This is a genomic window from Nocardioides sp. NPDC006303 (assembly GCF_040613175.1).
Classification (GTDB): domain Bacteria; phylum Actinomycetota; class Actinomycetes; order Propionibacteriales; family Nocardioidaceae; genus Nocardioides.
Window position 1 is genome coordinate 78,268 of the sequence record NZ_JBEXRR010000012.1, and the last position, 17,765, is coordinate 96,032.

The 17,765-nt window shown below is 66.6% G+C and carries 18 protein-coding genes; 12 read left to right on the top strand and 6 right to left on the bottom strand.

Annotated elements, in window-relative coordinates; translation table 11 throughout:
- Positions 1 to 65: 65 nt before the first annotated feature.
- The 7 genes from ABZY89_RS11960 to ABZY89_RS11990 all read left to right on the top strand — a co-directional run bounded on the left by ABZY89_RS11960 (position 66) and on the right by ABZY89_RS11990 (position 4,730).
- Positions 66 to 284, top strand: a complete 219-nt coding sequence (locus ABZY89_RS11960) for a heavy metal-associated domain-containing protein (protein WP_355227347.1) — start codon at positions 66 to 68, stop codon at positions 282 to 284.
- Between the two features lie 179 nt (positions 285 to 463).
- Entirely contained in the window at positions 464 to 2,005 is a 1,542-nt protein-coding gene (locus ABZY89_RS11965) for an amidase (RefSeq protein ID WP_355227348.1), read from the top strand.
- Positions 2,002 to 2,706 (top strand): nitrile hydratase subunit beta, encoded by a 705-nt coding sequence (nthB, locus tag ABZY89_RS11970; RefSeq protein WP_355227350.1) that lies wholly within the window; start codon positions 2,002 to 2,004, stop codon positions 2,704 to 2,706. The genes ABZY89_RS11965 and nthB overlap by 4 nt, the downstream gene beginning before the upstream one ends.
- The gene (gene nthA, locus ABZY89_RS11975) at positions 2,703 to 3,302 is read left to right on the top strand and encodes a nitrile hydratase subunit alpha (protein ID WP_355227352.1); all 600 of its coding nucleotides are present in this window, start codon (positions 2,703 to 2,705) and stop codon (positions 3,300 to 3,302) included. The genes nthB and nthA overlap by 4 nt, the downstream gene beginning before the upstream one ends.
- Positions 3,299 to 3,721 carry a nitrile hydratase accessory protein gene (locus tag ABZY89_RS11980; RefSeq protein ID WP_355227354.1) on the top strand — a complete coding sequence of 141 codons (423 nt, stop codon included), beginning with the start codon at positions 3,299 to 3,301 and terminating at the stop codon, positions 3,719 to 3,721. The genes nthA and ABZY89_RS11980 overlap by 4 nt, the downstream gene beginning before the upstream one ends.
- Positions 3,722 to 3,736: 15 nt before the next feature.
- Positions 3,737 to 3,937 carry a CbtB-domain containing protein gene (locus ABZY89_RS11985; protein WP_355227356.1) on the top strand — a complete coding sequence of 67 codons (201 nt, stop codon included), beginning with the start codon at positions 3,737 to 3,739 and terminating at the stop codon, positions 3,935 to 3,937.
- Between the two features lie 4 nt (positions 3,938 to 3,941).
- On the top strand, positions 3,942 to 4,730 hold the full coding sequence (locus ABZY89_RS11990; protein WP_355227357.1) for a CbtA family protein: 789 nt from the start codon (positions 3,942 to 3,944) through the stop codon (positions 4,728 to 4,730).
- 420 nt (positions 4,731 to 5,150) lie between these two features.
- Here the strand turns inward: ABZY89_RS11990 and ABZY89_RS11995 are convergent, their stop codons facing one another.
- Together ABZY89_RS11995 and ABZY89_RS12000 are read right to left on the bottom strand one after the other, a co-directional pair.
- Positions 5,151 to 6,599: a substrate-binding protein gene (locus tag ABZY89_RS11995; RefSeq protein WP_355227358.1), complete on the bottom strand. Its 1,449-nt coding sequence runs from the start codon at positions 6,597 to 6,599 to the stop codon at positions 5,151 to 5,153.
- A 13-nt stretch (positions 6,600 to 6,612) separates the two neighbouring features.
- On the bottom strand, positions 6,613 to 6,963 hold the full coding sequence (locus ABZY89_RS12000; protein ID WP_355227359.1) for a metalloregulator ArsR/SmtB family transcription factor: 351 nt from the start codon (positions 6,961 to 6,963) through the stop codon (positions 6,613 to 6,615).
- A 155-nt stretch (positions 6,964 to 7,118) separates the two neighbouring features.
- On the opposite strand from ABZY89_RS12000, the gene ABZY89_RS12005 reads away from it, so the two are divergent.
- The 3 genes from ABZY89_RS12005 to ABZY89_RS12015 all read left to right on the top strand — a co-directional run bounded on the left by ABZY89_RS12005 (position 7,119) and on the right by ABZY89_RS12015 (position 11,019).
- Entirely contained in the window at positions 7,119 to 8,663 is a 1,545-nt protein-coding gene (locus tag ABZY89_RS12005) for an AMP-binding protein (protein ID WP_355227360.1), read from the top strand.
- 25 nt (positions 8,664 to 8,688) lie between these two features.
- Positions 8,689 to 9,462 (top strand): enoyl-CoA hydratase-related protein, encoded by a 774-nt coding sequence (locus tag ABZY89_RS12010; RefSeq protein ID WP_355227362.1) that lies wholly within the window; start codon positions 8,689 to 8,691, stop codon positions 9,460 to 9,462.
- A 702-nt stretch (positions 9,463 to 10,164) separates the two neighbouring features.
- Positions 10,165 to 11,019, top strand: coding sequence for a 3-hydroxybutyryl-CoA dehydrogenase (locus ABZY89_RS12015; protein ID WP_355227363.1), 855 nt, complete (start codon positions 10,165 to 10,167; stop codon positions 11,017 to 11,019).
- Between the two features lie 126 nt (positions 11,020 to 11,145).
- Here ABZY89_RS12015 and ABZY89_RS12020 read toward each other — a convergent pair whose 3' ends face one another.
- Positions 11,146 to 12,021 (bottom strand): alpha/beta hydrolase, encoded by an 876-nt coding sequence (locus tag ABZY89_RS12020; RefSeq protein ID WP_355227364.1) that lies wholly within the window; start codon positions 12,019 to 12,021, stop codon positions 11,146 to 11,148.
- A gap of 1 nt (position 12,022) precedes the next feature.
- Positions 12,023 to 13,465 (bottom strand): mercury(II) reductase, encoded by a 1,443-nt coding sequence (gene merA / locus ABZY89_RS12025; protein ID WP_355227366.1) that lies wholly within the window; start codon positions 13,463 to 13,465, stop codon positions 12,023 to 12,025.
- Positions 13,466 to 13,553: 88 nt separating this feature from the next.
- Here merA and ABZY89_RS12030 point away from each other — a divergent pair, with 88 nt between their 5' ends.
- Positions 13,554 to 14,144, top strand: a complete 591-nt coding sequence (locus ABZY89_RS12030) for a TetR/AcrR family transcriptional regulator (protein ID WP_355227368.1) — start codon at positions 13,554 to 13,556, stop codon at positions 14,142 to 14,144.
- 351 nt (positions 14,145 to 14,495) lie between these two features.
- On the opposite strand, the gene ABZY89_RS12035 is transcribed toward ABZY89_RS12030, so the two are convergent.
- Positions 14,496 to 14,795: a carboxymuconolactone decarboxylase family protein gene (locus tag ABZY89_RS12035; RefSeq protein ID WP_355227370.1), complete on the bottom strand. Its 300-nt coding sequence runs from the start codon at positions 14,793 to 14,795 to the stop codon at positions 14,496 to 14,498.
- A gap of 79 nt (positions 14,796 to 14,874) precedes the next feature.
- On the bottom strand, positions 14,875 to 16,305 hold the full coding sequence (locus ABZY89_RS12040) for an MFS transporter (protein ID WP_355227372.1): 1,431 nt from the start codon (positions 16,303 to 16,305) through the stop codon (positions 14,875 to 14,877).
- A 434-nt stretch (positions 16,306 to 16,739) separates the two neighbouring features.
- On the opposite strand from ABZY89_RS12040, the gene ABZY89_RS12045 reads away from it, so the two are divergent.
- Entirely contained in the window at positions 16,740 to 17,732 is a 993-nt protein-coding gene (locus ABZY89_RS12045; RefSeq protein ID WP_355227374.1) for a tyrosine-type recombinase/integrase, read from the top strand.
- The last annotated feature ends 33 nt before the right edge of the window (positions 17,733 to 17,765 follow it).

Consider the following 17,765-nt stretch of genomic DNA (forward strand, 5'->3'; position numbering starts at 1 on the left):
TCGTAGGCAGGACCCCACAACAACCGGCCCGACCCGGGCACGGAATCCACCAGAAAGGTTCACCCATGGCAACCAACGCCACCTACACCATCTCCGGCATGACCTGCGGCGGCTGCGCCGGCAAGGTCACCGACCAGGTCAAGCAGATCCCCGGCATCCTCGACGTCGACGTCGACGTCGACCTCGCCGCTGGCGCGATCACTCTCACCAGCGAGAACGACATCAGCGACGCATCCGTGCAGCAGGCCGTCGAAAAGGCCGGTTACAAGATGGCCTCCGCCTGAGACCACACAAACGCCGAGCGCCGATACCTCGAGGTATCGGCGCTCGGCGTTTGTGTGACGTGCCGGTGTACCGCGTCTGGCGTTCTTGTTAATCTGTGCCTAACCATTGACATATTGACAGATTCCGCCTTGACTGTGGCTGGGGACACACACCGTGGCCCGCTCGAAGGGAGGAACGCATGCCGATGGATCAGCCGGATGCTGCCGCGCTCGCCCGCATCGCGGAGGGCTATGGCTTCGGGATCGCGGAGGGCGACATGGCCATCTACGAAGCCGCCGCCAGTGGGCTGCTGCAGTCGTGGAACAAGGTGGAAGATCTCTACGGCGAGATCGCCCCGACCCCGCCGGACCGACGCTGGGGACAGCCCGACCCTGCAGACAATCCCGACAACGCTTGGTACGTCACCACGGAGATCCAGGAGAGCACTTCCGGCCTCCTGGCCGGGCGCCGAGTTGCGATCAAGGACAACACGGCCGTGGCGGGGATCCCCATGATGAACGGCTCGCGCACGCTCGAGGGATTCGTTCCCGCCGAAGACGCCACGGTCGTGCGCCGCCTCCTCGACGCCGGCGCGGTGATCGCTGGCAAGTCGACCTGCGAGGACCTGTGCTTCTCCGGAGGTTCACACACGAGCAAGCCTCATGCTGTCCGCAATCCGTGGAACACGACCCGGTCAGCCGGCGGATCCTCGAGCGGCAGTGCAGTCCTGGTGGCGCAGGGCGAGGTGGACTTGGCGGTGGGTGGCGACCAGGGTGGCTCGGTGCGGATGCCTGCCGCCTGGTGCGGTGTCGTGGGGCACAAGCCCACCCACGGACTGGTTCCCTACACCGGGGCATTTCCCATCGAGCAGTCCATCGACCACCTTGGCCCGATCGCCAGAACCGTCGCCGACGCCGCGCTGATGTTGTCGGTCATGGCAGGAGCCGACGGCAAGGATCCTCGCCAGCCCACCACCCTCGATCCCGTCGACTACGTCGCAGCTCTCGACGAGCCTGCCCGAGGGTTGCGTATCGGGGTGGTCGTCGAGGGCTTCGGGCGCGTCAACTCCGACGCGGGGGCAGACGCGGTGGTCCGCGAAGCCGTCGAGACCCTGCGTGCGGCCCGTCTGCCGGCTGAGGACGTCTCCATCCCCTGGCACCTCGACGGGACCGCCCTTTGGGACGTGATCGCCACAGAGGGCGCCACCTGGCAGATGGTGGACGGCAACGGCTATGGAATGAACTGGAAGGGGCGTTACGACCCCGAGCTGATGGCTCACTACGGGTCGCGGTGGCGTCAGGACGCCAGCCAGTTCTCGGAGACGGTCAAGATGGTCGCTCTGGCCGGTCGGTATGCCCTGGAGACCAACCACGGCCGCCACTACGCGATGGCGCGCAACCTCGAGCAGGAGTTGAGCGCTGCCTACGACGCTGCGCTGCAGGAGTACGACGTCCTGGTGATGCCGACCATGCCCATGCTCCCAACCCCCCTTCCCGGAGCCGACGCCCCTGTCGACGCGGTCATCGGACGTGCTCTCGAGATGATCGGGAACACCTGCCCTTTCGACGTTACAGGCCATCCCGCCTGCACCGTCCCAGCTGGCATGAGCGATGGCCTTCCGGTCGGACTGATGATCATCGGCCGCCACTTCGACGACGCCACCGTGCTTCGCGTGGCCCACGCTTTCGAAACCGCAATCGGCGGATTCCCGACCCCCAACATGATGAGGAGCAACGCATGAATGGATTGTTCGACCTCGGAGGAGCCGACGGCCTCGGCCCCGTCAACCCGCCAGCCGAAGAGCCGGTCTTCCGGGCCGACTGGGAGAAGGCCATCCTGACCATGTTCCCGGCACTCTTCCGGGCCGGCTGGTTCGGTCTCGACTCGTTCCGGCACGGCATTGAGGTCATGGACCCCGTCGTCTACCTGAAGTCTCCGTACTACGAGCACTGGCTGCACACGTTCGAGGTTCACGGCGAGCGACTCGGCGAGCTCGACATGGACGAGCTGGACCGGCGTACGACGTACTACCTCGACAACCCCGAGGCACCGCTGCCCGAGCACGAGCCGAACCAGGAGCTTGTCGACTTTGCGACCGCCGCAGCAGTCGGAGGGGTGCCGCCTCGGCGGCCGACGGACAACCCGGTCCGCTTCGCTGTCGGCGACCGAGTGACGCTTTCCACCAACGCGCCCTTGGGTCACACCCGCCTCGCCCGCTACGTGCGCGGGAAGACCGGCACGGTCATCGCTCACCGCGGTTCGTTCGTCTACCCGGATGCGGCGGGCAACCTCCAGGGGGAGGACCCACAGCACGTCTACACCGTCCAGTTCGACGCCACCGAGCTCTGGGGTGAGCACGCCGAGCCGAACACCACCACCACCTTCGATGTCTGGGACCCCTACATCGAGCTCGCCAAGCAGCTGGAAGGAGCAACCGCATGAGCAGCATCATTCGGACGCCCGAGGAGATCACCGCGCGCGTCAAGGCCTTGGAGTCGATGCTCATCGACAAGGGCCTCATCACCACCCAGATGGTCGACCGCATGGTCGAGATCTACGAGAACGAGGTCGGGCCGCAGCTCGGCGCCAAGGTCATCGCCAAGGCCTGGAGCGACCCCGACTTCAAGGCACGACTCCTCGAGGACACCACGGAGGCGTGCAAGGAGCTGGGCATCAGCGGCCTTCAGGGGGAGGACATGGTCGCCCTCGAGGACACCGACGACGTCCACCACGCTGTCGTGTGCACGCTGTGCTCCTGCTATCCGTGGCCCGTGCTCGGCCTCCCGCCGAACTGGTACAAGGAGCCGCAGTACCGCTCGCGAATGGTGCGTGAGCCTCGCAAGGTCCTCGCCGAGGAGTTCGGGTACGTCGTCCCCGAGTCCACCGAGATCCGCGTGTGGGACTCCAGTTCCGAGATGCGCTACTGGGTCCTGCCCCAGCGGCCCACCGGCACCGAAGGATGGTCAGAGGAGCAGCTCGCCGAGCTCGTCACCCGCGACTCCATGATCGGCGTCGGCGCGGTCAAGGCGGCATCGTGAGCGCGGCGGCGACAAAGGAGTCGGTCGACGTACAGCGCGCCGAGATCGAGGCCCTGGTGTGCGGAGTTCCGGCCGGTCGCGAGGGGGATCGGGCGTTCGACGAGCCGTGGCAGATCAGGGCCTTCGCCCTGGCGGTGGGCGCACACAAGGTCGGCGAGTTCGAGTGGTCCGCATTCCAGGGAGCACTGATCGAGTCGATCCAGGCGTGGGAGAAGGAGACCAACGATCTCGCCGATCCGGGCTGGTCCTACTACGAGCACTGGGTCAACGCACTCGAGTCGGTCCTCGACCAGATCGGAAGCATCGAGCCCGGCGCCCTGGAGGCCAAGACCCAGGAGGTCCTGGCCGTCCCACCCAACCGTGGTCACCACAAGGCCCACCTCGACCCGATCGCCGTCGACCCGGCGACCCCGAACTGAACGAAGGGATTCACCATGATCAACAACACTGCACTCGCGAGCGGGGCAACGAAGGTTCAGGTGCCCGTCTGGGCCTGGGCAATTGCGGCCATCGCGCTCTTCGCCGTCTACGTGCTGCTTCAGGAGAACGGAACCCTGCTCTCCGCGGGCGCAGCGACCTGGCTGCACGAGGTCACCCACGACGGACGGCACGCGCTCGGCGTGCCGTGCCACTAGTCCGATGAGGGAGCTGTCCTGGGGGCGACGCCTCGGCACCGGCGCACTGGCGGGCCTCGGAGGAGGTGTGGTCTCGGCCGCGCTCTTCTGGATCCTGGTCGAGCCGTCGATCAACCGTGCCATCGCGATCGAGAACGCAGGCGCGGCCGACGAGCACTCGCACCATCACGGCGCCGAGGGCGTCGCGGCCCACGACCACGGTGAGCTCGTCACGCGGTTTCAGCAACAGCTCGGTGGCACACTCACTGTCGTGCTGGTCGGGATCTTGTTCGGATTGGCATTCGCCGTCGCCTACGCGAAGTCTCACCACCGGATGGCAGGTGGCACCGCCATGGGCCGCTCGCTCCATCTGTCGGCCCTCGCGTTCGGAGCGATCGTCTTGATGCCAGCGCTGACCGTGCCCGCCAACCCGCCCGCGGTGGGGGACCCGGACACCGTGACACAGCGGACGCTCGCCTATCTGCTGACGATCCTGCTCAGCATCCTGGCGATCGGCGCTGTGTTCGCGCTCAAGCGCAAGCTGGAGCGTCGGTCCGTTCCGGTTGAGTGGGCATGGATGACAACGGTGCTGGGCGCCGTGACCGCGACTGCGGTCTTGTTGCTCGCTTCTTCTGGTATCGCCCCAGAGATCCCGGCGGTTGTCCCTGCGGACCTGATCTGGGAGTTCCGGGTCGGTTCGCTGGCGCAGCTGGCAGGCATGTGGGCGGCGATCGGTGTTGTCCACGGCATCCGAACACATCGCATGACCAGAGCAGGCTCGGACCTTGCGCGCCGGCAGCGGAGCCTGGTGTGAAAGACCGACGCTGATGGGGCAGAACGCCACGGCAGACCGTGACCGCTGTGTGGTCACGGTCTGCCGTGCTTGTTGCTGCGGAGATCCGCTCCAGTATCCCGGCATCGATCACGATGCCTTGGTCACCGACCTCCGCTTACGCGTGGCGGGACGCGCCCGGATGCGAATCTCCGACTGCCTCTTGAAATGCGAGCAGGCCAACGTCGTTGTCGTCTCTCCCTCTCGCGCTGGTCGAATCAGGGGAGGGTCGCCAGTCTGGTTGGGCAGGATCCTCGACCACGGGCAGAACAACGTCATCGCGGCCTGGATCGCCGACGGCGGCCCAGGTTGTGCACCCCTTCCTGCGGATCTGGCCTCACACCTCACCCAGCCGTTCAGTCGACCATCGATGGCGGCTCTGGCCACGACAAGGGTCGATGATCAGCCCAGCAGGGTGGAACGCTGATCGACGGCCTCGAGCTGCCCGCTGCTGGAATGCGCCACATAGATGGGTTGGCGGATCCCGCTTGCGGTTGCTTCGACTCGCCCGCGCGGTCCGGTGAACGCCACACCGTCACGCAGCTGCCGCCCGAGTGCGGACGGTGACGTCTCGCCAGCCGCCATCGCTGCTCTGGCAACGAGGTGCACTGCCTCGTAGACGCATTCGGTCAGGCTCGAGACCGGCGGAGCATCCGCACCGAAACGCGCGCGATAGTGGGCGAGAAAGGCGATGTTCTCCGCTGAGTCGAGTGCCTGGAAGTAGGAGAACACCGTCCACAGTCCGGCACTTGCGGCTGGGCCGATGTATTCATGGGTCGACTCGTCCAGGGTGAAGGAGACAGTCCTGACGCGCTCGCCCACGCCAGCCATGTGCATCTGCTGTTCGAAAGCGACCTCGTCGGCGCCGACGAACGTGGACACCACCAGCTCGGTGCCGTGACGATCGATCGACTCGATCAAGCTCGTGAAGTCATTGCTTCCCAGGGGCAAGTAGTGCTCGCCGCTGACAGAGCCGCCAGCTCGTTCGATCACAGCCCGGGCCGACCTCATCATCACCCGAGGCCAGCAGTAGTCGCTGCCTGCCAGGTAGAAGCGGTCGCCGCCCGTCGCTCGCATGAGGGCCGGAATGGCAGCGGACGCCTGCGCCATCGGGCGTTCGCCGAGCTGAAAGCTCTCCTCGCCGGTGGCGTCGCCTTCGTTCATCAGAGTATGAACGAGGAGGATGTTGTGTCGGCGCGCGACGGGCAGGAGCTTACGGAATGTGGCAGACATGACGTTCGCGAGCACCACATCGCAGCCCGATGCCTTGAGACGCACGAGTTCCGCTGCGCCGAGGCCGGGATGCGAGGCGTCGTCGCCGTGAGTCAGCTCGATGTTCCGCCCGAGCACTCCGCCGTCCTGATTCAGCTCCTCCACAGCCAGCGTCGCCATGTTTTTGGTGGCCATCGAGAAGACGCCCGCTGGTCCGCTGCCGCTCGAGAGCAGACCGATCCGCCAGGTTTCGGCGCTGTCCTTCTGGACGCTTGGCGGCATGAACAGTCGAGTCGCCCAGGTGACGAGGTCTTCGTCCACGCTGCTCACCAGACGGAGCCGGCAGCTGTCACCGCCGACCGGTCGAACCTTAACGGTGATCGTTCCGCGCCAAGGCAGCTCGTGCGCGATCACGAGGAGATGGGGCCGCTCGACGCGAACGACCCGACCCAAGACGTCGGCGTGCTGCCCACCGAGGCTGGCGGGCAAGGTGATCGGCACGCTGATCGGTACGCCTACCCGCAGGTCAGTGCCAAGAGGCAATCGCCACGGCGGCAGACCGTGCATCGCGATCAGGTCGAAAGCGTCGCGAGACGAGCACGGAAGCTCGAGCTGGTCGGAGATGATGATCTCGCCCATCGCAGCTTTGTCCTCACGCCGAGATGACGCTGGACTCCTCGCCGCCCGACTCGTGGGCCGAAGCGGCAATCTGTCCGAGATCGGTCACTGCAGAGCGGTAGATCGAGGCGACGAAGTCGACGACCTGGGACGCGGGTGTCGGATCGATGCTGTAGTAGCGGAAACGGCCCTCGCGGCGCTCCGAGACCACGCCGGCCAGTCGCAATACGCGCAGGTGGCTGGACACGGCCGTACGCCCGACATGCTGAACGCGATCCGCGATCTGGTTCACCGACATCTCGCCCTCGCCGAGCACGAGGAGGATCTCCCTCCTGGTGGCGTCGCCAAGGGCGTCGAGGACGGCGGACACATCGTTGCTCGCCATGCGTGCTGGCCTTCCTGTCGCTTGTTCGAGTCATCGACTACTGACATGAGAACTATACACGGGCGAAATGCGTCATTGTGTATTGACATGTCGGCTCGCCTCGGCGAGGCTTGTGAGCCTGCGCATATCGCCCACAACCTTCCGAGGAGACCGTCTTGCTCGTCCCGTTCAGTGTCAATGACTTCCTCGACCGTGCGGTCGCTGTCTACGGCGATCGGGTCGGGGTGGTCGACGAGCCCGATCAGCCTGCGCCCGGCCTGGGGTCGCTGACCTACGCCGAGATCGGCGATCTGGCCTGTCGACAGGCCGCGCGGCTCGACGAACTCGGCATCGGTGTGGGGGAACGGGTCGCGGTCGTGAGCCACAACTCGAGCCGGCTGATGACCGCATTCTTCGGCGTGTGTGGCTGGGGCCGGGTCATCGTGCCGATCAACTTCCGCCTCGGGCCCGACGAGGTGCGTTACATCGTCAAGCACAGCGGGGCCCGGGCCCTGTATGTGGACCCGGAGCTCGAGGAGGCGCTCGAGGACGTTGAGTGCGAGCACAAGTTCGTGCTCGGCTCCGACTCCGACATCTACGCCGCGCCCGGCGCGGAGCCGACGCCATGGGTTCACGATGAGTCGGCTACGGCGGCCATCAACTACACGTCCGGCACCACGTCGCGGCCCAAGGGTGTTCAGGTCAACCACCGCAGCATCTGGGTCAACGCGGTCACGTTCGGTCTGCACGCCACGGTCAGCGACCGCGACGTTTACCTCCACACGCTGCCCCAGTTCCACTGCAACGGTTGGGGCATGCCGTTCGCCATGACAGGCGTCGGCGCGCAACACATCATCCTGCGCAAGGTCGACGGTTCCGAGATCCTGCGCCGGGTACGTGACCACGGGGTGACGCTGATGTGCGGGGCGCCGGCGGTCACCGCCGCAGTGCTCGAGGCGGCGCAGACATGGGACGGTGAGATCCCGGGTCGCGGTCGGGTGCGGATCATCAACGGAGGGGCGCCGCCGCCGACGAGGACAGTCGCGCGGGTGGAAGAGGAGCTCGGGTGGGAATTCATGCAGATCTACGGCCTCACCGAGACCTCGCCCCTCCTGACCATCAACCGCTCGCGTGCCGAGTGGAACCACCTCGATGTGGAGGACCGTGCCGCCAAGCTGATCAGGGCAGGTGCGCCTGCCCTTGGTGTCAGCCTCAGGACCGAGGACTCCGAAGGGGGTGCCGGTGAGATACTTGCCCGGTCAAACGTCGTGATGGAGGGCTACTGGGAGCAGCCGGAGGAGACCTCCGACGCGCTGGCGGGCGGGTGGTTCCACACAGGTGACGGTGGCGTGATCGGCGACGACGGCTACCTCACCATCGCGGACCGCAAGAAGGACGTGATCATCACCGGCGGCGAGAACGTCTCTTCGATCGAGGTCGAGGACTGCTTGTTCTCCCATCCCGCGGTCGCCGAGGTCTGCGTCATCGGTGTACCGAGTGAGGAGTGGGGCGAGACGATCAAGGCGCTCGTCGTGCTGGCCCCGGGCGTCCTGGTGACCGAGCCAGAGCTGATCGCGTGGTGCAAGGCGCGACTGGCTGGCTACAAGGCGCCAACCACGGTGGAGTTCCGCGAGGTCCTGGACCGCACAGCGACCGGCAAGCTCCAGAAGTACAAGCTGCGCGCCCCCTACTGGGAGAGCCGTGAGCGTGCGGTCAACTGAGCCCGGACTCGGAGAAGGAACCAGCATGAGCGAGAAGTACGTCGACTACACCTTCGATGACGGGGCTGCGAGGATTACGCTCGTCAACGGCGACCGCGGCAACCCGGTGCACATCGAGTCCTGCAACCAGCTGCGGGACGCGGTGCTGCGGGCGAAGGCCGACGCCGCACGCGTGATTGTGCTGGCCGCCGAAGGCCGATTCTTCTCGGTCGGAGGCGCGCTCGACGGCTTCGCCACGGCCAACGATCCAGAGGCACTGCTTCTCGAGCTCGCCGAGGGCGCGAACCGGGTCGTGACGGAACTGGTCCGGGGCGATGCGCTCGTGGTGAGTGTTGTCCATGGCACCGCAGCAGGCATCGGGTTCCCGATCGCGGCGGCCGCGGACATCGTCCTTGCCGCTGACTCTGCGAAGTTCAGCCTCGCTTACGCGAAGGTCGGTCTCAGCCCCGACGGCGGGGGAAGCATGCTGACACACACTCTGGGATTGCATCGCGTCCTCCGGCTCGCCCTGCTGGGCGACCTGTTGACCGCGCAGGAGGCGTACGACGCCGGCCTGGTCGCGCGTCTGGTTCCCGCCGAAGAGCTGGCGGCGACCGCCGACGAGATCGTGGCCGGGCTGGTCACCGGATCAAGGGAGGCACTCGCTGCGACCAAGCGCCTGGTGCGAAATGTGGCCGAACCGACGCCCGAGTCGCGGATGCGCCAGGAAGCCGAGTCGATCAGCCGACTCGTCGGCTCTTCCAACGGTCAGGAGGGCATCCGCGCGTTCCTCGAAAAACGCGCTCCGAGGTTCAAGTGATGCGAACGAGCGACGGCTCGCGACGTAGCCCTGCGCGAAGAGATCGGGTTCCGCTGTGACAGTCGAGGCTTCGCTGCAGGTCCGGTACGTTCCCGCTCTCTCGTGCTTCGGTTGCGGCCCGTCGAACGCCGACGGACTGCAGCTGAAGAGCTTCGACGCCGGTGGCGGTCTCACGACAGGTGAGTCCACCCCATGGCCTCAACACGACAACGGCCTCGGGTATCTGAACGGCGGCATCATCGCACGCTTCCCGACTGCCATTAGCAGCTGCAGTGGCACACGAAGCGCACCTGCTGGGTTGGCCACCGCTGCCAGGAGCATCGCTCGCCTATGTGACCGCGGCCTCGACGTCCGTTACCTCCGCCCAGCCCCACTCAACCGGACGATCTCGCTTGGCGCTCGAATCAGCGGGGCGTCCGAGGCGGACATGAAGGTCAGGGTCTGGCTGGAGTGGAAAGGAAAGGAGCGCAGCAGCGCCAAGGCCCACTGGAAGCGGTGGCGGCCTCGCTAGGCCTTCAGCGCCGGCCGCGTCGGGACCACCGGCTTCCGGGTCGGCTTCGGCGCCCTGATGCTTGGAATCCGTCGGGTTGCTGGTCGGAGCCGTGCGGCGCCCCTCTCACACAGTTGCGCCCGGGTTCTTCGCGGGCGCCGTCGGAGCAACTCGTAGCGCGCGAAGCGTCCACCGAAAAGAAAGTGATCAACATGGAGAGCATTGGACGAATCGGCGTGGTCGGCGGCGGCCTGATGGGGTCGGGCATCGCGGAGGTGTGCGCCCGCGCCGGCAAGGACGCGATCGTGGTCGAGTCGTCCGCGGCCGCCGTCGACGCTGCCCGCCACCGACTGAAGGCCTCGCTGAAGAAGGCCGAGAACCGCGGCAAGATCGAGTCGGCGGACGCCGTGCTCGACCGGATCCGGGTCGTCGAGGACCTCGAGGCACTGGCTGATCGCGACTTCGTCGTCGAGGCCATCGTTGAAGACGAGGCAGCCAAGACCGACCTCTTCCGCCGCCTCGACGCCATCGTCAGCAGCCGCGAGGCGATCCTGGCCTCCAACACCTCCTCGATTCCGATCATGAAGCTCGCCGTCGCGACGCAGCGCCCCAGCCACGTCCTCGGGGTGCACTTCTTCAACCCGGTGCCGGTGCTCTCGCTCGTCGAGCTCGTCCCTTCGCTGATGACCGATACCGCGACCACCGAACGCGCCCGCGTGTTCGTCCAAGACGAACTCGGCAAACACGCCATCGACTGCCAAGACCGAGCCGGCTTCGTCGTCAACGCCCTGCTGATCCCGTTCATCCTCTCCGCGATCCGGATGCTCGAGTCCGGCTTCGCCACCGCCGAGGACATCGACCAAGGCCTCGTCCGCGGCGCTGCGCACCCCCAGGGTCCATTAGCCCTAGCCGACCTGATCGGCCTCGATACCACCAAGGCCGTCGCCAAGTCGCTCTACGAGGAGTTCAAGGAGCCGCTCTACGCCGCCCCGCCGCTCCTCGCCCGCATGGTCGAGGCCGGCCTCCTGGGCCGCAAGACCGGACGCGGCTTCTACACCTACGACTGACGCTCCCGCCGAGGGCCGCATACGACCGAAGTTGCGGGATGTTACTGCTCCTGTCCAGGGCCCTCAGAACCGGGCCAGCGCTCATGCAAGCATCAAACCATCCACACTGGCTTCGAGCGTGGGTCTTCATCTCCACGTGCGATCGAGGAAGTCGGCGATGAGCGGGGCGATCGACGGCGAGTGGGACTCGAGGGCGAAGTGACCGGTGTCGAGCAGATGGAGCTCGGCGTCGGGCAGGTCGCGAAGGTAGGCGTGGGCGCCCGGCTCGATGAAGTAGGGGTCGTTGCGTCCCCAGGTGATGAGCGTGGGAGGGGTGTGCTGGCGCAGCCAGGCCTGCCATTGGTCGTAGCGTTCGATGTTGGTGTGATAGTCGAAGAACAACGCCAACTGGGCTTCTTTGCGGCCCGGCAGGTCCAGGAAGTGCTGGTCGAGGGTCCACCCGTCGGGAGCGATCAGTTCTGGATCGGTGACGCCGGTCTCGTACTGGGCCCGGGTTCCGGCGAGTGTGAAGAACTCGCGCAACGTGTCCTCGGCACCGGGGTCCCGAGGGCTCAGCGTGAGTACATACCGGGCTGCCTCCGACAGGCCATCCTCGTAGGCGTTGCCGTTCTGGATGATCAGCCCCGCAATCCACTCGGGGTGTCGCTCAGCGATCCGGAAGCCGACCGGGGCACCGAAGTCGAAGATGAACATCGTGAAGCGGTCAAGACCGAGGCCCTGGATGAATCCCTCGGTGATATCGGCGAGCCGGTCGAACGAGTACTCGAAGTCGTCCGGCACCTGGGTGTGACCGAAACCCGGATAGTCGGGGGCGATCACCCGATACTGCGTGCCGAGCAGGTCGATGAGCCGGCGGAACTGGTGAGACCCGGAGGGAAAGCCGTGCAGGAGCAGCAACACCGGCGCATCCTGCCCTTCGGGCTTCGTCTCGCGGTAGAAGACCCGCACTCCATCGACGTCAACGAAGCGGTGCGCGATCTGGGCGAGCGTGGAGAATGTCATGTCATGCCTGCAATTCTGTCGAGGAGCTAGGAACGGGTGAGAGCTGCGCGGCGAGCTTGAGCGACTCGGCCATCGTGAAGGCGGGCGCCCAGGTGGTCGCCAATTGCTGGACGGTCAGGCCCGCGGACATGGCGTAGGTGGCGGCGCCGACGATGTCGCCGGCGTCCTCGCCGACCATGTGGACGCCGAGCAGGCGCTGGGTGGTGGGATCGGAGACCAGCTTGAGGACGCCGTGGAACCGGCGGTCCAGGATCGCACGAGGCACTGAGCTGAGGGGTAGCTCGCGCTGCTCGTACTCCTGCCCCCTGGCCTCCGCGTCCGCTGGGGCGAGCCCGACGGCGGCCACCGACGGAGAGGTGAACGTGACTCGCGGCATGGCCGTGTAGTCGAGTGTCCGATTCTCGTCGCCAAGGGCATTCGCAGCCGCAGCCGTGCCCTGGGCGTGTGCCACGTACACGAACTGCGCCACGCCGGTCACGTCGCCCGCGGCCCAGATGCGCGGGTTGGCAGTGCGGAGCTGCTCGTCGACGAGTACCTCCCCGCGCGGGCCGGTCTCGACCCCGACGGTGGCCAGATTGAGACCGTCGGTTGCCGGCCGACGGCCGGTCGCGATCAGAATCTTCTCCGCCGCGATGGTGAGGGTCTCTCCGTCATGGGTCAGAGTGGCTTCGATCCCGGTCGGGGTTGATTCGACATGGGTCAGGGTCGCTTCAGTCATGATCGTGAGGCCCTCCGCGGTGAGCGCCTCGCGTAGCGCGGAGGAGACGGTCGGGTCTTCGTGCGGCGCGATCCTGGACGCGACCTCGATGACGGTGGTCTCGGCACCGAGACGCGCGAAGAGCTGCGCCTGCTCGAGGCCGACCGCATTGCCGCCGACCACCAACAACGATTCCGGCACGCGGTCCAGCGACATCGCCGTGGCGTAGGTGAGGTAGTCGACCTCCTGGAGACCGGGAACCTCTGGAATGGACGGACCGGCACCACTGGCGACGATCACCTGATCCGCCACCACCTGCGTCTCGGCGCCATCGCGCCCCGCGACGAGGAGGACTGGACGATCCTCCTGCGAGGGCGCGAAGGCTGCCGACCCGACGAGGACGTCAACGCCTTCGCGGTCCAGACGCTCAACGTGGTCACGCTGACGCAGCACGGTCAGCATCTGGTCCTTGTCCTCCACCAGTCCCGCGAGGTCGACCGGCCCCGCGCTCGTGGCAATCCCCGGAAAGCGTCCGCTCATGGCCGTAGCGCGGACTGCCGCTGCCGCCAGCAGCGACTTCGACGGAACGCAGCCCACGCTCGGGCACGTCCCCCCGATGACGCCACGCTCCACGAGCGCGACCGACTTTCCGCGGCGGCGCGCTTCCGCTGCTGCCGCCTCTGCGGCGGAACCGGCGCCGATCACTGCCAGGTCGTAATGCCTGACTTCCTGGTTCGTGCCACCCATCGAGGGCACCTTCCTCAAATTCGTCCGAACAGACAGGTCTGTCTGTTCACTTGAACGGTAGACAGATCTGTCTGTTAACGTCAACTCCATGAATCAGCTGGCAAGCGGAAGTACGGCGCGGGACCGCATCCTGAGCACGGCTTCTCATCTGTTCTATGCCCACGGGGTGAGAGCGGTAGGGGTGGACAAGGTGATCGAAGACGCCGGCGTCGCCAAGGCGACGCTGTACTCGCACTTCCGATCCAAGAACGACCTCATCGCGGCGTACCTGCGCACCCGAGCCGAGATGGCGCGAGCGGACCTCGAGCGGATCGAGGCGGACAACGACCCGGGCCTTCGCCGGATCGCCGCCTTGTTCGACCATGTCGCCGCCACGGCGGACGAGCCTGATTACAACGGGTGTTGCTTCATCAACGCGGCGGCCGAGCACCTGGATCCCAGCAGTGGGGTCGCCGAGATCATCGCCGACCACAGGAAGACAGTGTTCGACTTCTTCTCACGCAACCTCCCGAACCTCGATGAGTCCCGGCGAACACAGACGACCCAAGTCCTTATGGCGCTGCTGGATGGGGCGAAGATCGCCTCGGTTTCCGAAGGCAGGACCACGGTCGAGCAGATACGACGAGCCGCCGAGGCGTGGGCAGCCGATGCGGCGACGGTGACTAGCGCCGGCGGATAGGCACGTAGACAGATCACCAGTCTCGTCGTGATGTGCACGACAGCCTGTCGGTTGGCATCAATTTCGAGATTCCTCGATCCCGCAAGTCGATCCCCGTGCAACAGTTCGAATTGGTCTCAGCGAATGCCGAGAGCCGCCAGAAGCACGATGCGCCAATCTAGATGCCGGCACCAGCGACGGCGATTGACCGTTGGACCTGCATAGCCTCTACTTGCACGGTCGCTGACCGGGGTCTCTCCTTCATGCTGGTCGGACCGTTCAAGCGCTGTCCCCGAGACGTGGTCTCCCGGGGGCAGCGGTCGCGACCGGCTGGTGACAGTAAAGCTGCGGCACGTGCCTTGTGAGACGGCGCTACTCGTCTTCGGCGATGCTCTTCATCGCCTTCCAGCCGTGGGTGACGCCGCCGCCGGCGCGGAGGGCGGCGGCGACCATGACGGCTTCGGCGACGTCGGCCTTGGATGCACCGGCCTTGACGGCGCGCTTGGCGTGGTCCTCAATGCAGAACGGGCACTGCGTGGTCACTGCGACTCCGACGGCGATCAGCTCTCGGGTGGCCAGGTCGAGGTTGCCGGTGTTCTTGTTGAACACGGCTTTGTCGAACCCGAAGAATGCCGAGACCATCTCCGGGGCGGCGTGCTTGATGTCGACCATGACTTCGCTTCGTCGTTGTGAGAGTGCATTGCTGCTCCTTCTTGGTTGTTCGATTCCGATGTGTCGGTTGGTCGGGTGTTCAGGCGGAGATGGTTCGAGGCTCCTTGATCGCCTGTTCCGCATCGCTGACTCCGCCGCGAAGCGTGAGCAGCGCAAGCACTGCCGACGCGAGCAGGATCCCCGCGCCGACGACCAGTGCGGTGCTGTATCCGTCGACGAGCGACGAGGGCGTCGTGGTGCCGTTCCCTGCCGTCACGGTGGCCGCGACTCCGGCGAGGATGGCCAAGCCGAGGGCGACGCCGATCTGCTGGGCGGAGTTCAGCAGCGCCGAGGCGATGCCGGCTCGATCCGCCGCGACGCCGTAGACAGCCGCTTGCGTCAGGGTGATCGTCCCCAGCCCGAAACCGAGCGCGATGAGCACCATCGCGGGAGCCATCAGCGTCCAGTAGCTGGGCTCGACGGTGATGGTGGAGAACCAGAACGCCCCGCCGGCGCCCAGCAGCGCGCCGAATGCGGCGACGTACCGAGGAGCGATCTTCATCAGCAGCTGCGGGGCGATCCCGGCGCCGAGGACGATGCCGAGGGCGAACGGCAGCCAGGTGAGCCCGGTCTGCAGCGGGCTGAAGTCCACGACCTCCTGCATGTAGAGGGTGATCACGTAGAACGTGCCCATCGGTCCGATCGCCAGCCCCAGCATGGTCAGGTAGGCGCCGGTGCGGTTGCGGTCGCGGAACAGGCTCGGTGGCATCAGCGGGTTGGGGCTCGAGCGCTGCGTACGGACGAACGTGGCCAGGAGTACCAGCGCTGCACCGACGACCGTGTAGGCGGTCGGGTCGGCGAAACCGTTCTCGCCGAAGCGGGTGATCGCGTAGACGAGGGCGACCATGCCGGCGGTGCCGAGGACGGCTCCGAGCGCGCCGAGGCGTCCGGTGCCCCGGTCGGCGGCGATCAGCGTGCGTGTCCCGAGGAGGACGAGGATGCCGATCGGGACGTTGATGAAGAACACCCATCGCCAGCCCAGCTGGTCGGTGAGCACACCGCCGAGGAGCAGGCCGATGACGATACCGAGGCCTGACATCGCCCCGTAGAGGGAGAGCGCCTGATCGCGCACCTTCCGTTCGGAGAACGTCGTCGCGATCAGAGCGAGCGCGTTGGGCGCGGCCAACGCCGCGCCGAGGCCCTGCACCGCGCGCGCCGCGACGAGCATCTCCACGTTCAGGCCGAGACCGCCGACCAGGGAGGCGACGACGAAGACCGCGATGCCGACCTGGAGAGTCCGCTTGCGTCCCCAGAGGTCTCCGATCCGGCCGCCGAGGAGCAGGAGCGCTCCGAAAGCGAGGATGTAGGCGTTGACAACCCACGGCAGCAACGTCGGCGCCACCTCGAGCTCCCGTTGGATGCTCGGCAGCGCGATGTTCACGATCGAATCGTCGAGCACCACCATCAGCTGTGCTGAGGCGATCACCAGCAGCGGAACCAAACCACCGCGGGTCGACTTCGTGGTCGTCATCTGGATTCTCCTCCTTCGCGCAGACGTTGCCGCGCGGAACGAACTCACCCCCGGCGTCGTGGCGACGACGGGGTCAGATACCCAATAGGGGTATGAATGTATACCCGTGGAGGGTATCAGTACGAATTGGCCGATACGCAGGGCTGTCCGCGGAGGCGTCCCGGGATCGAGGTCGCCGCAGGTTGCACGGCCGTCGATCTAGAGTTGATCTTGGTGAGCATCCCCGTGACCCTCGAGGAAGTCGTGGAGATGGTGGTCCGGTTTCCGGCCCAGCGCTGAGTGCAGACGCCCCCAGCGCTGCACGGTGGCGGGTAGGGCCCCGGACATCGTCCTGAACTCCGCGAATACTCGCACTTTTTCGCGCCAGTGCCCGCTCGGGCCGGCTGTATGCGCGGGCAGGTCGCGCTCCGGTGGTGCAGGTGTAGAACCCGGCGATGACCTCCACCCTGCCTGTACGCGTCGACGCCATGACGTATCCGCTGCTCACCGAGGACGACACCGCCCGGATCGCTGCCGCGATCAGCGCCTCCCACGCCGAGACCACCCGCACCGCGTATGCCTGCGCCTGGCGCGCCTGGGAACGATGGTGCGCCGGGCGAGGCCTCGATTCGCTCGGCGGCACCGGAGCCGAACCAAATGTAGTGTGCGCCTATCTCGCTGAGCGGGCCGCCGACGGGGCCTCGGCCGCGACGATCGACGTGGCCTGCTCCGCGATCCGGTACCACCACCATCGCTATGGCCTGGCCGACCCGACCCAGACAGCGGCGGTCCGCCAGGTACGCCGCGGACTGCACCGGATCCTCGGCACCGCACCACATCGACCCGCCCGCCCGGTCGGCCCCGAGGAGATCCGACGGCTGCTCGCCGCCATCGATCGCGACACATCGGCCGGGTACCGTGACGCCGCGATCATCCTGCTCGGCTTCGCCGGCGCACTGCGCCGCTCCGAACTCGCGAACCTCACGCTCGCCGACCTCGAACCCAAGCCCGGCGGACTACTGCTCCGCCTGCGCCGCTCGAAGACCGACCCCGATGCTCGCGGGCAGGTCGTCGGGATCGCACCGGGCCGCCACCGCGACACCGACCCGATCACGGCCCTCGACGCCTGGCTCAGTCATCGCGGACCAGGGCAGGGCCCGGTCTTCACCAGCTTCCGCAACGGCGCTCCGCCGCTCCAACCGATCTCCGGCAACGTTGTCACGAGTGTCGTCAAGCGCTATGCCGAGGCCGCCGGGCTGACCGGCCGCATCACGGCTCACTCGCTGCGCGCAGGACATGCCACCACCGCCGCCATGGCCGGCGTCGGCATCGACCGGATCGCCGCCCAGGCCCGGCACCGACGCATCGACATCCTCATCGACCGCTACATCCGACCCGCCCGAGCGTTGCGCGCCACTTCTAGCCGCCGCCTGGCGGTGTCTGCATGAGCCTGCAACCATGGATAAAAACCACTCACGCTC

Coding starts and splice junctions, on each gene's coding strand:
- ABZY89_RS11960 (WP_355227347.1), top strand. CDS start 66: ATGGCAACCAACGCCACCTACACCATCTCCGGCATGACCTGCGGCGGC.
- ABZY89_RS11965 (WP_355227348.1), top strand. CDS start 464: ATGCCGATGGATCAGCCGGATGCTGCCGCGCTCGCCCGCATCGCGGAG.
- nthB (WP_355227350.1), top strand. CDS start 2,002: ATGAATGGATTGTTCGACCTCGGAGGAGCCGACGGCCTCGGCCCCGTC.
- nthA (WP_355227352.1), top strand. CDS start 2,703: ATGAGCAGCATCATTCGGACGCCCGAGGAGATCACCGCGCGCGTCAAG.
- ABZY89_RS11985 (WP_355227356.1), top strand. CDS start 3,737: ATGATCAACAACACTGCACTCGCGAGCGGGGCAACGAAGGTTCAGGTG.
- ABZY89_RS11990 (WP_355227357.1), top strand. CDS start 3,942: ATGAGGGAGCTGTCCTGGGGGCGACGCCTCGGCACCGGCGCACTGGCG.
- ABZY89_RS11995 (WP_355227358.1), bottom strand. CDS start 6,599: ATGGGCGAGATCATCATCTCCGACCAGCTCGAGCTTCCGTGCTCGTCT.
- ABZY89_RS12000 (WP_355227359.1), bottom strand. CDS start 6,963: ATGGCGAGCAACGATGTGTCCGCCGTCCTCGACGCCCTTGGCGACGCC.
- ABZY89_RS12010 (WP_355227362.1), top strand. CDS start 8,689: ATGAGCGAGAAGTACGTCGACTACACCTTCGATGACGGGGCTGCGAGG.
- ABZY89_RS12015 (WP_355227363.1), top strand. CDS start 10,165: ATGGAGAGCATTGGACGAATCGGCGTGGTCGGCGGCGGCCTGATGGGG.
- ABZY89_RS12020 (WP_355227364.1), bottom strand. CDS start 12,021: ATGACATTCTCCACGCTCGCCCAGATCGCGCACCGCTTCGTTGACGTC.
- merA (WP_355227366.1), bottom strand. CDS start 13,465: ATGGGTGGCACGAACCAGGAAGTCAGGCATTACGACCTGGCAGTGATC.
- ABZY89_RS12030 (WP_355227368.1), top strand. CDS start 13,554: ATGAATCAGCTGGCAAGCGGAAGTACGGCGCGGGACCGCATCCTGAGC.
- ABZY89_RS12035 (WP_355227370.1), bottom strand. CDS start 14,795: ATGGTCGACATCAAGCACGCCGCCCCGGAGATGGTCTCGGCATTCTTC.
- ABZY89_RS12040 (WP_355227372.1), bottom strand. CDS start 16,305: ATGACGACCACGAAGTCGACCCGCGGTGGTTTGGTTCCGCTGCTGGTG.
- ABZY89_RS12045 (WP_355227374.1), top strand. CDS start 16,740: ATGACCTCCACCCTGCCTGTACGCGTCGACGCCATGACGTATCCGCTG.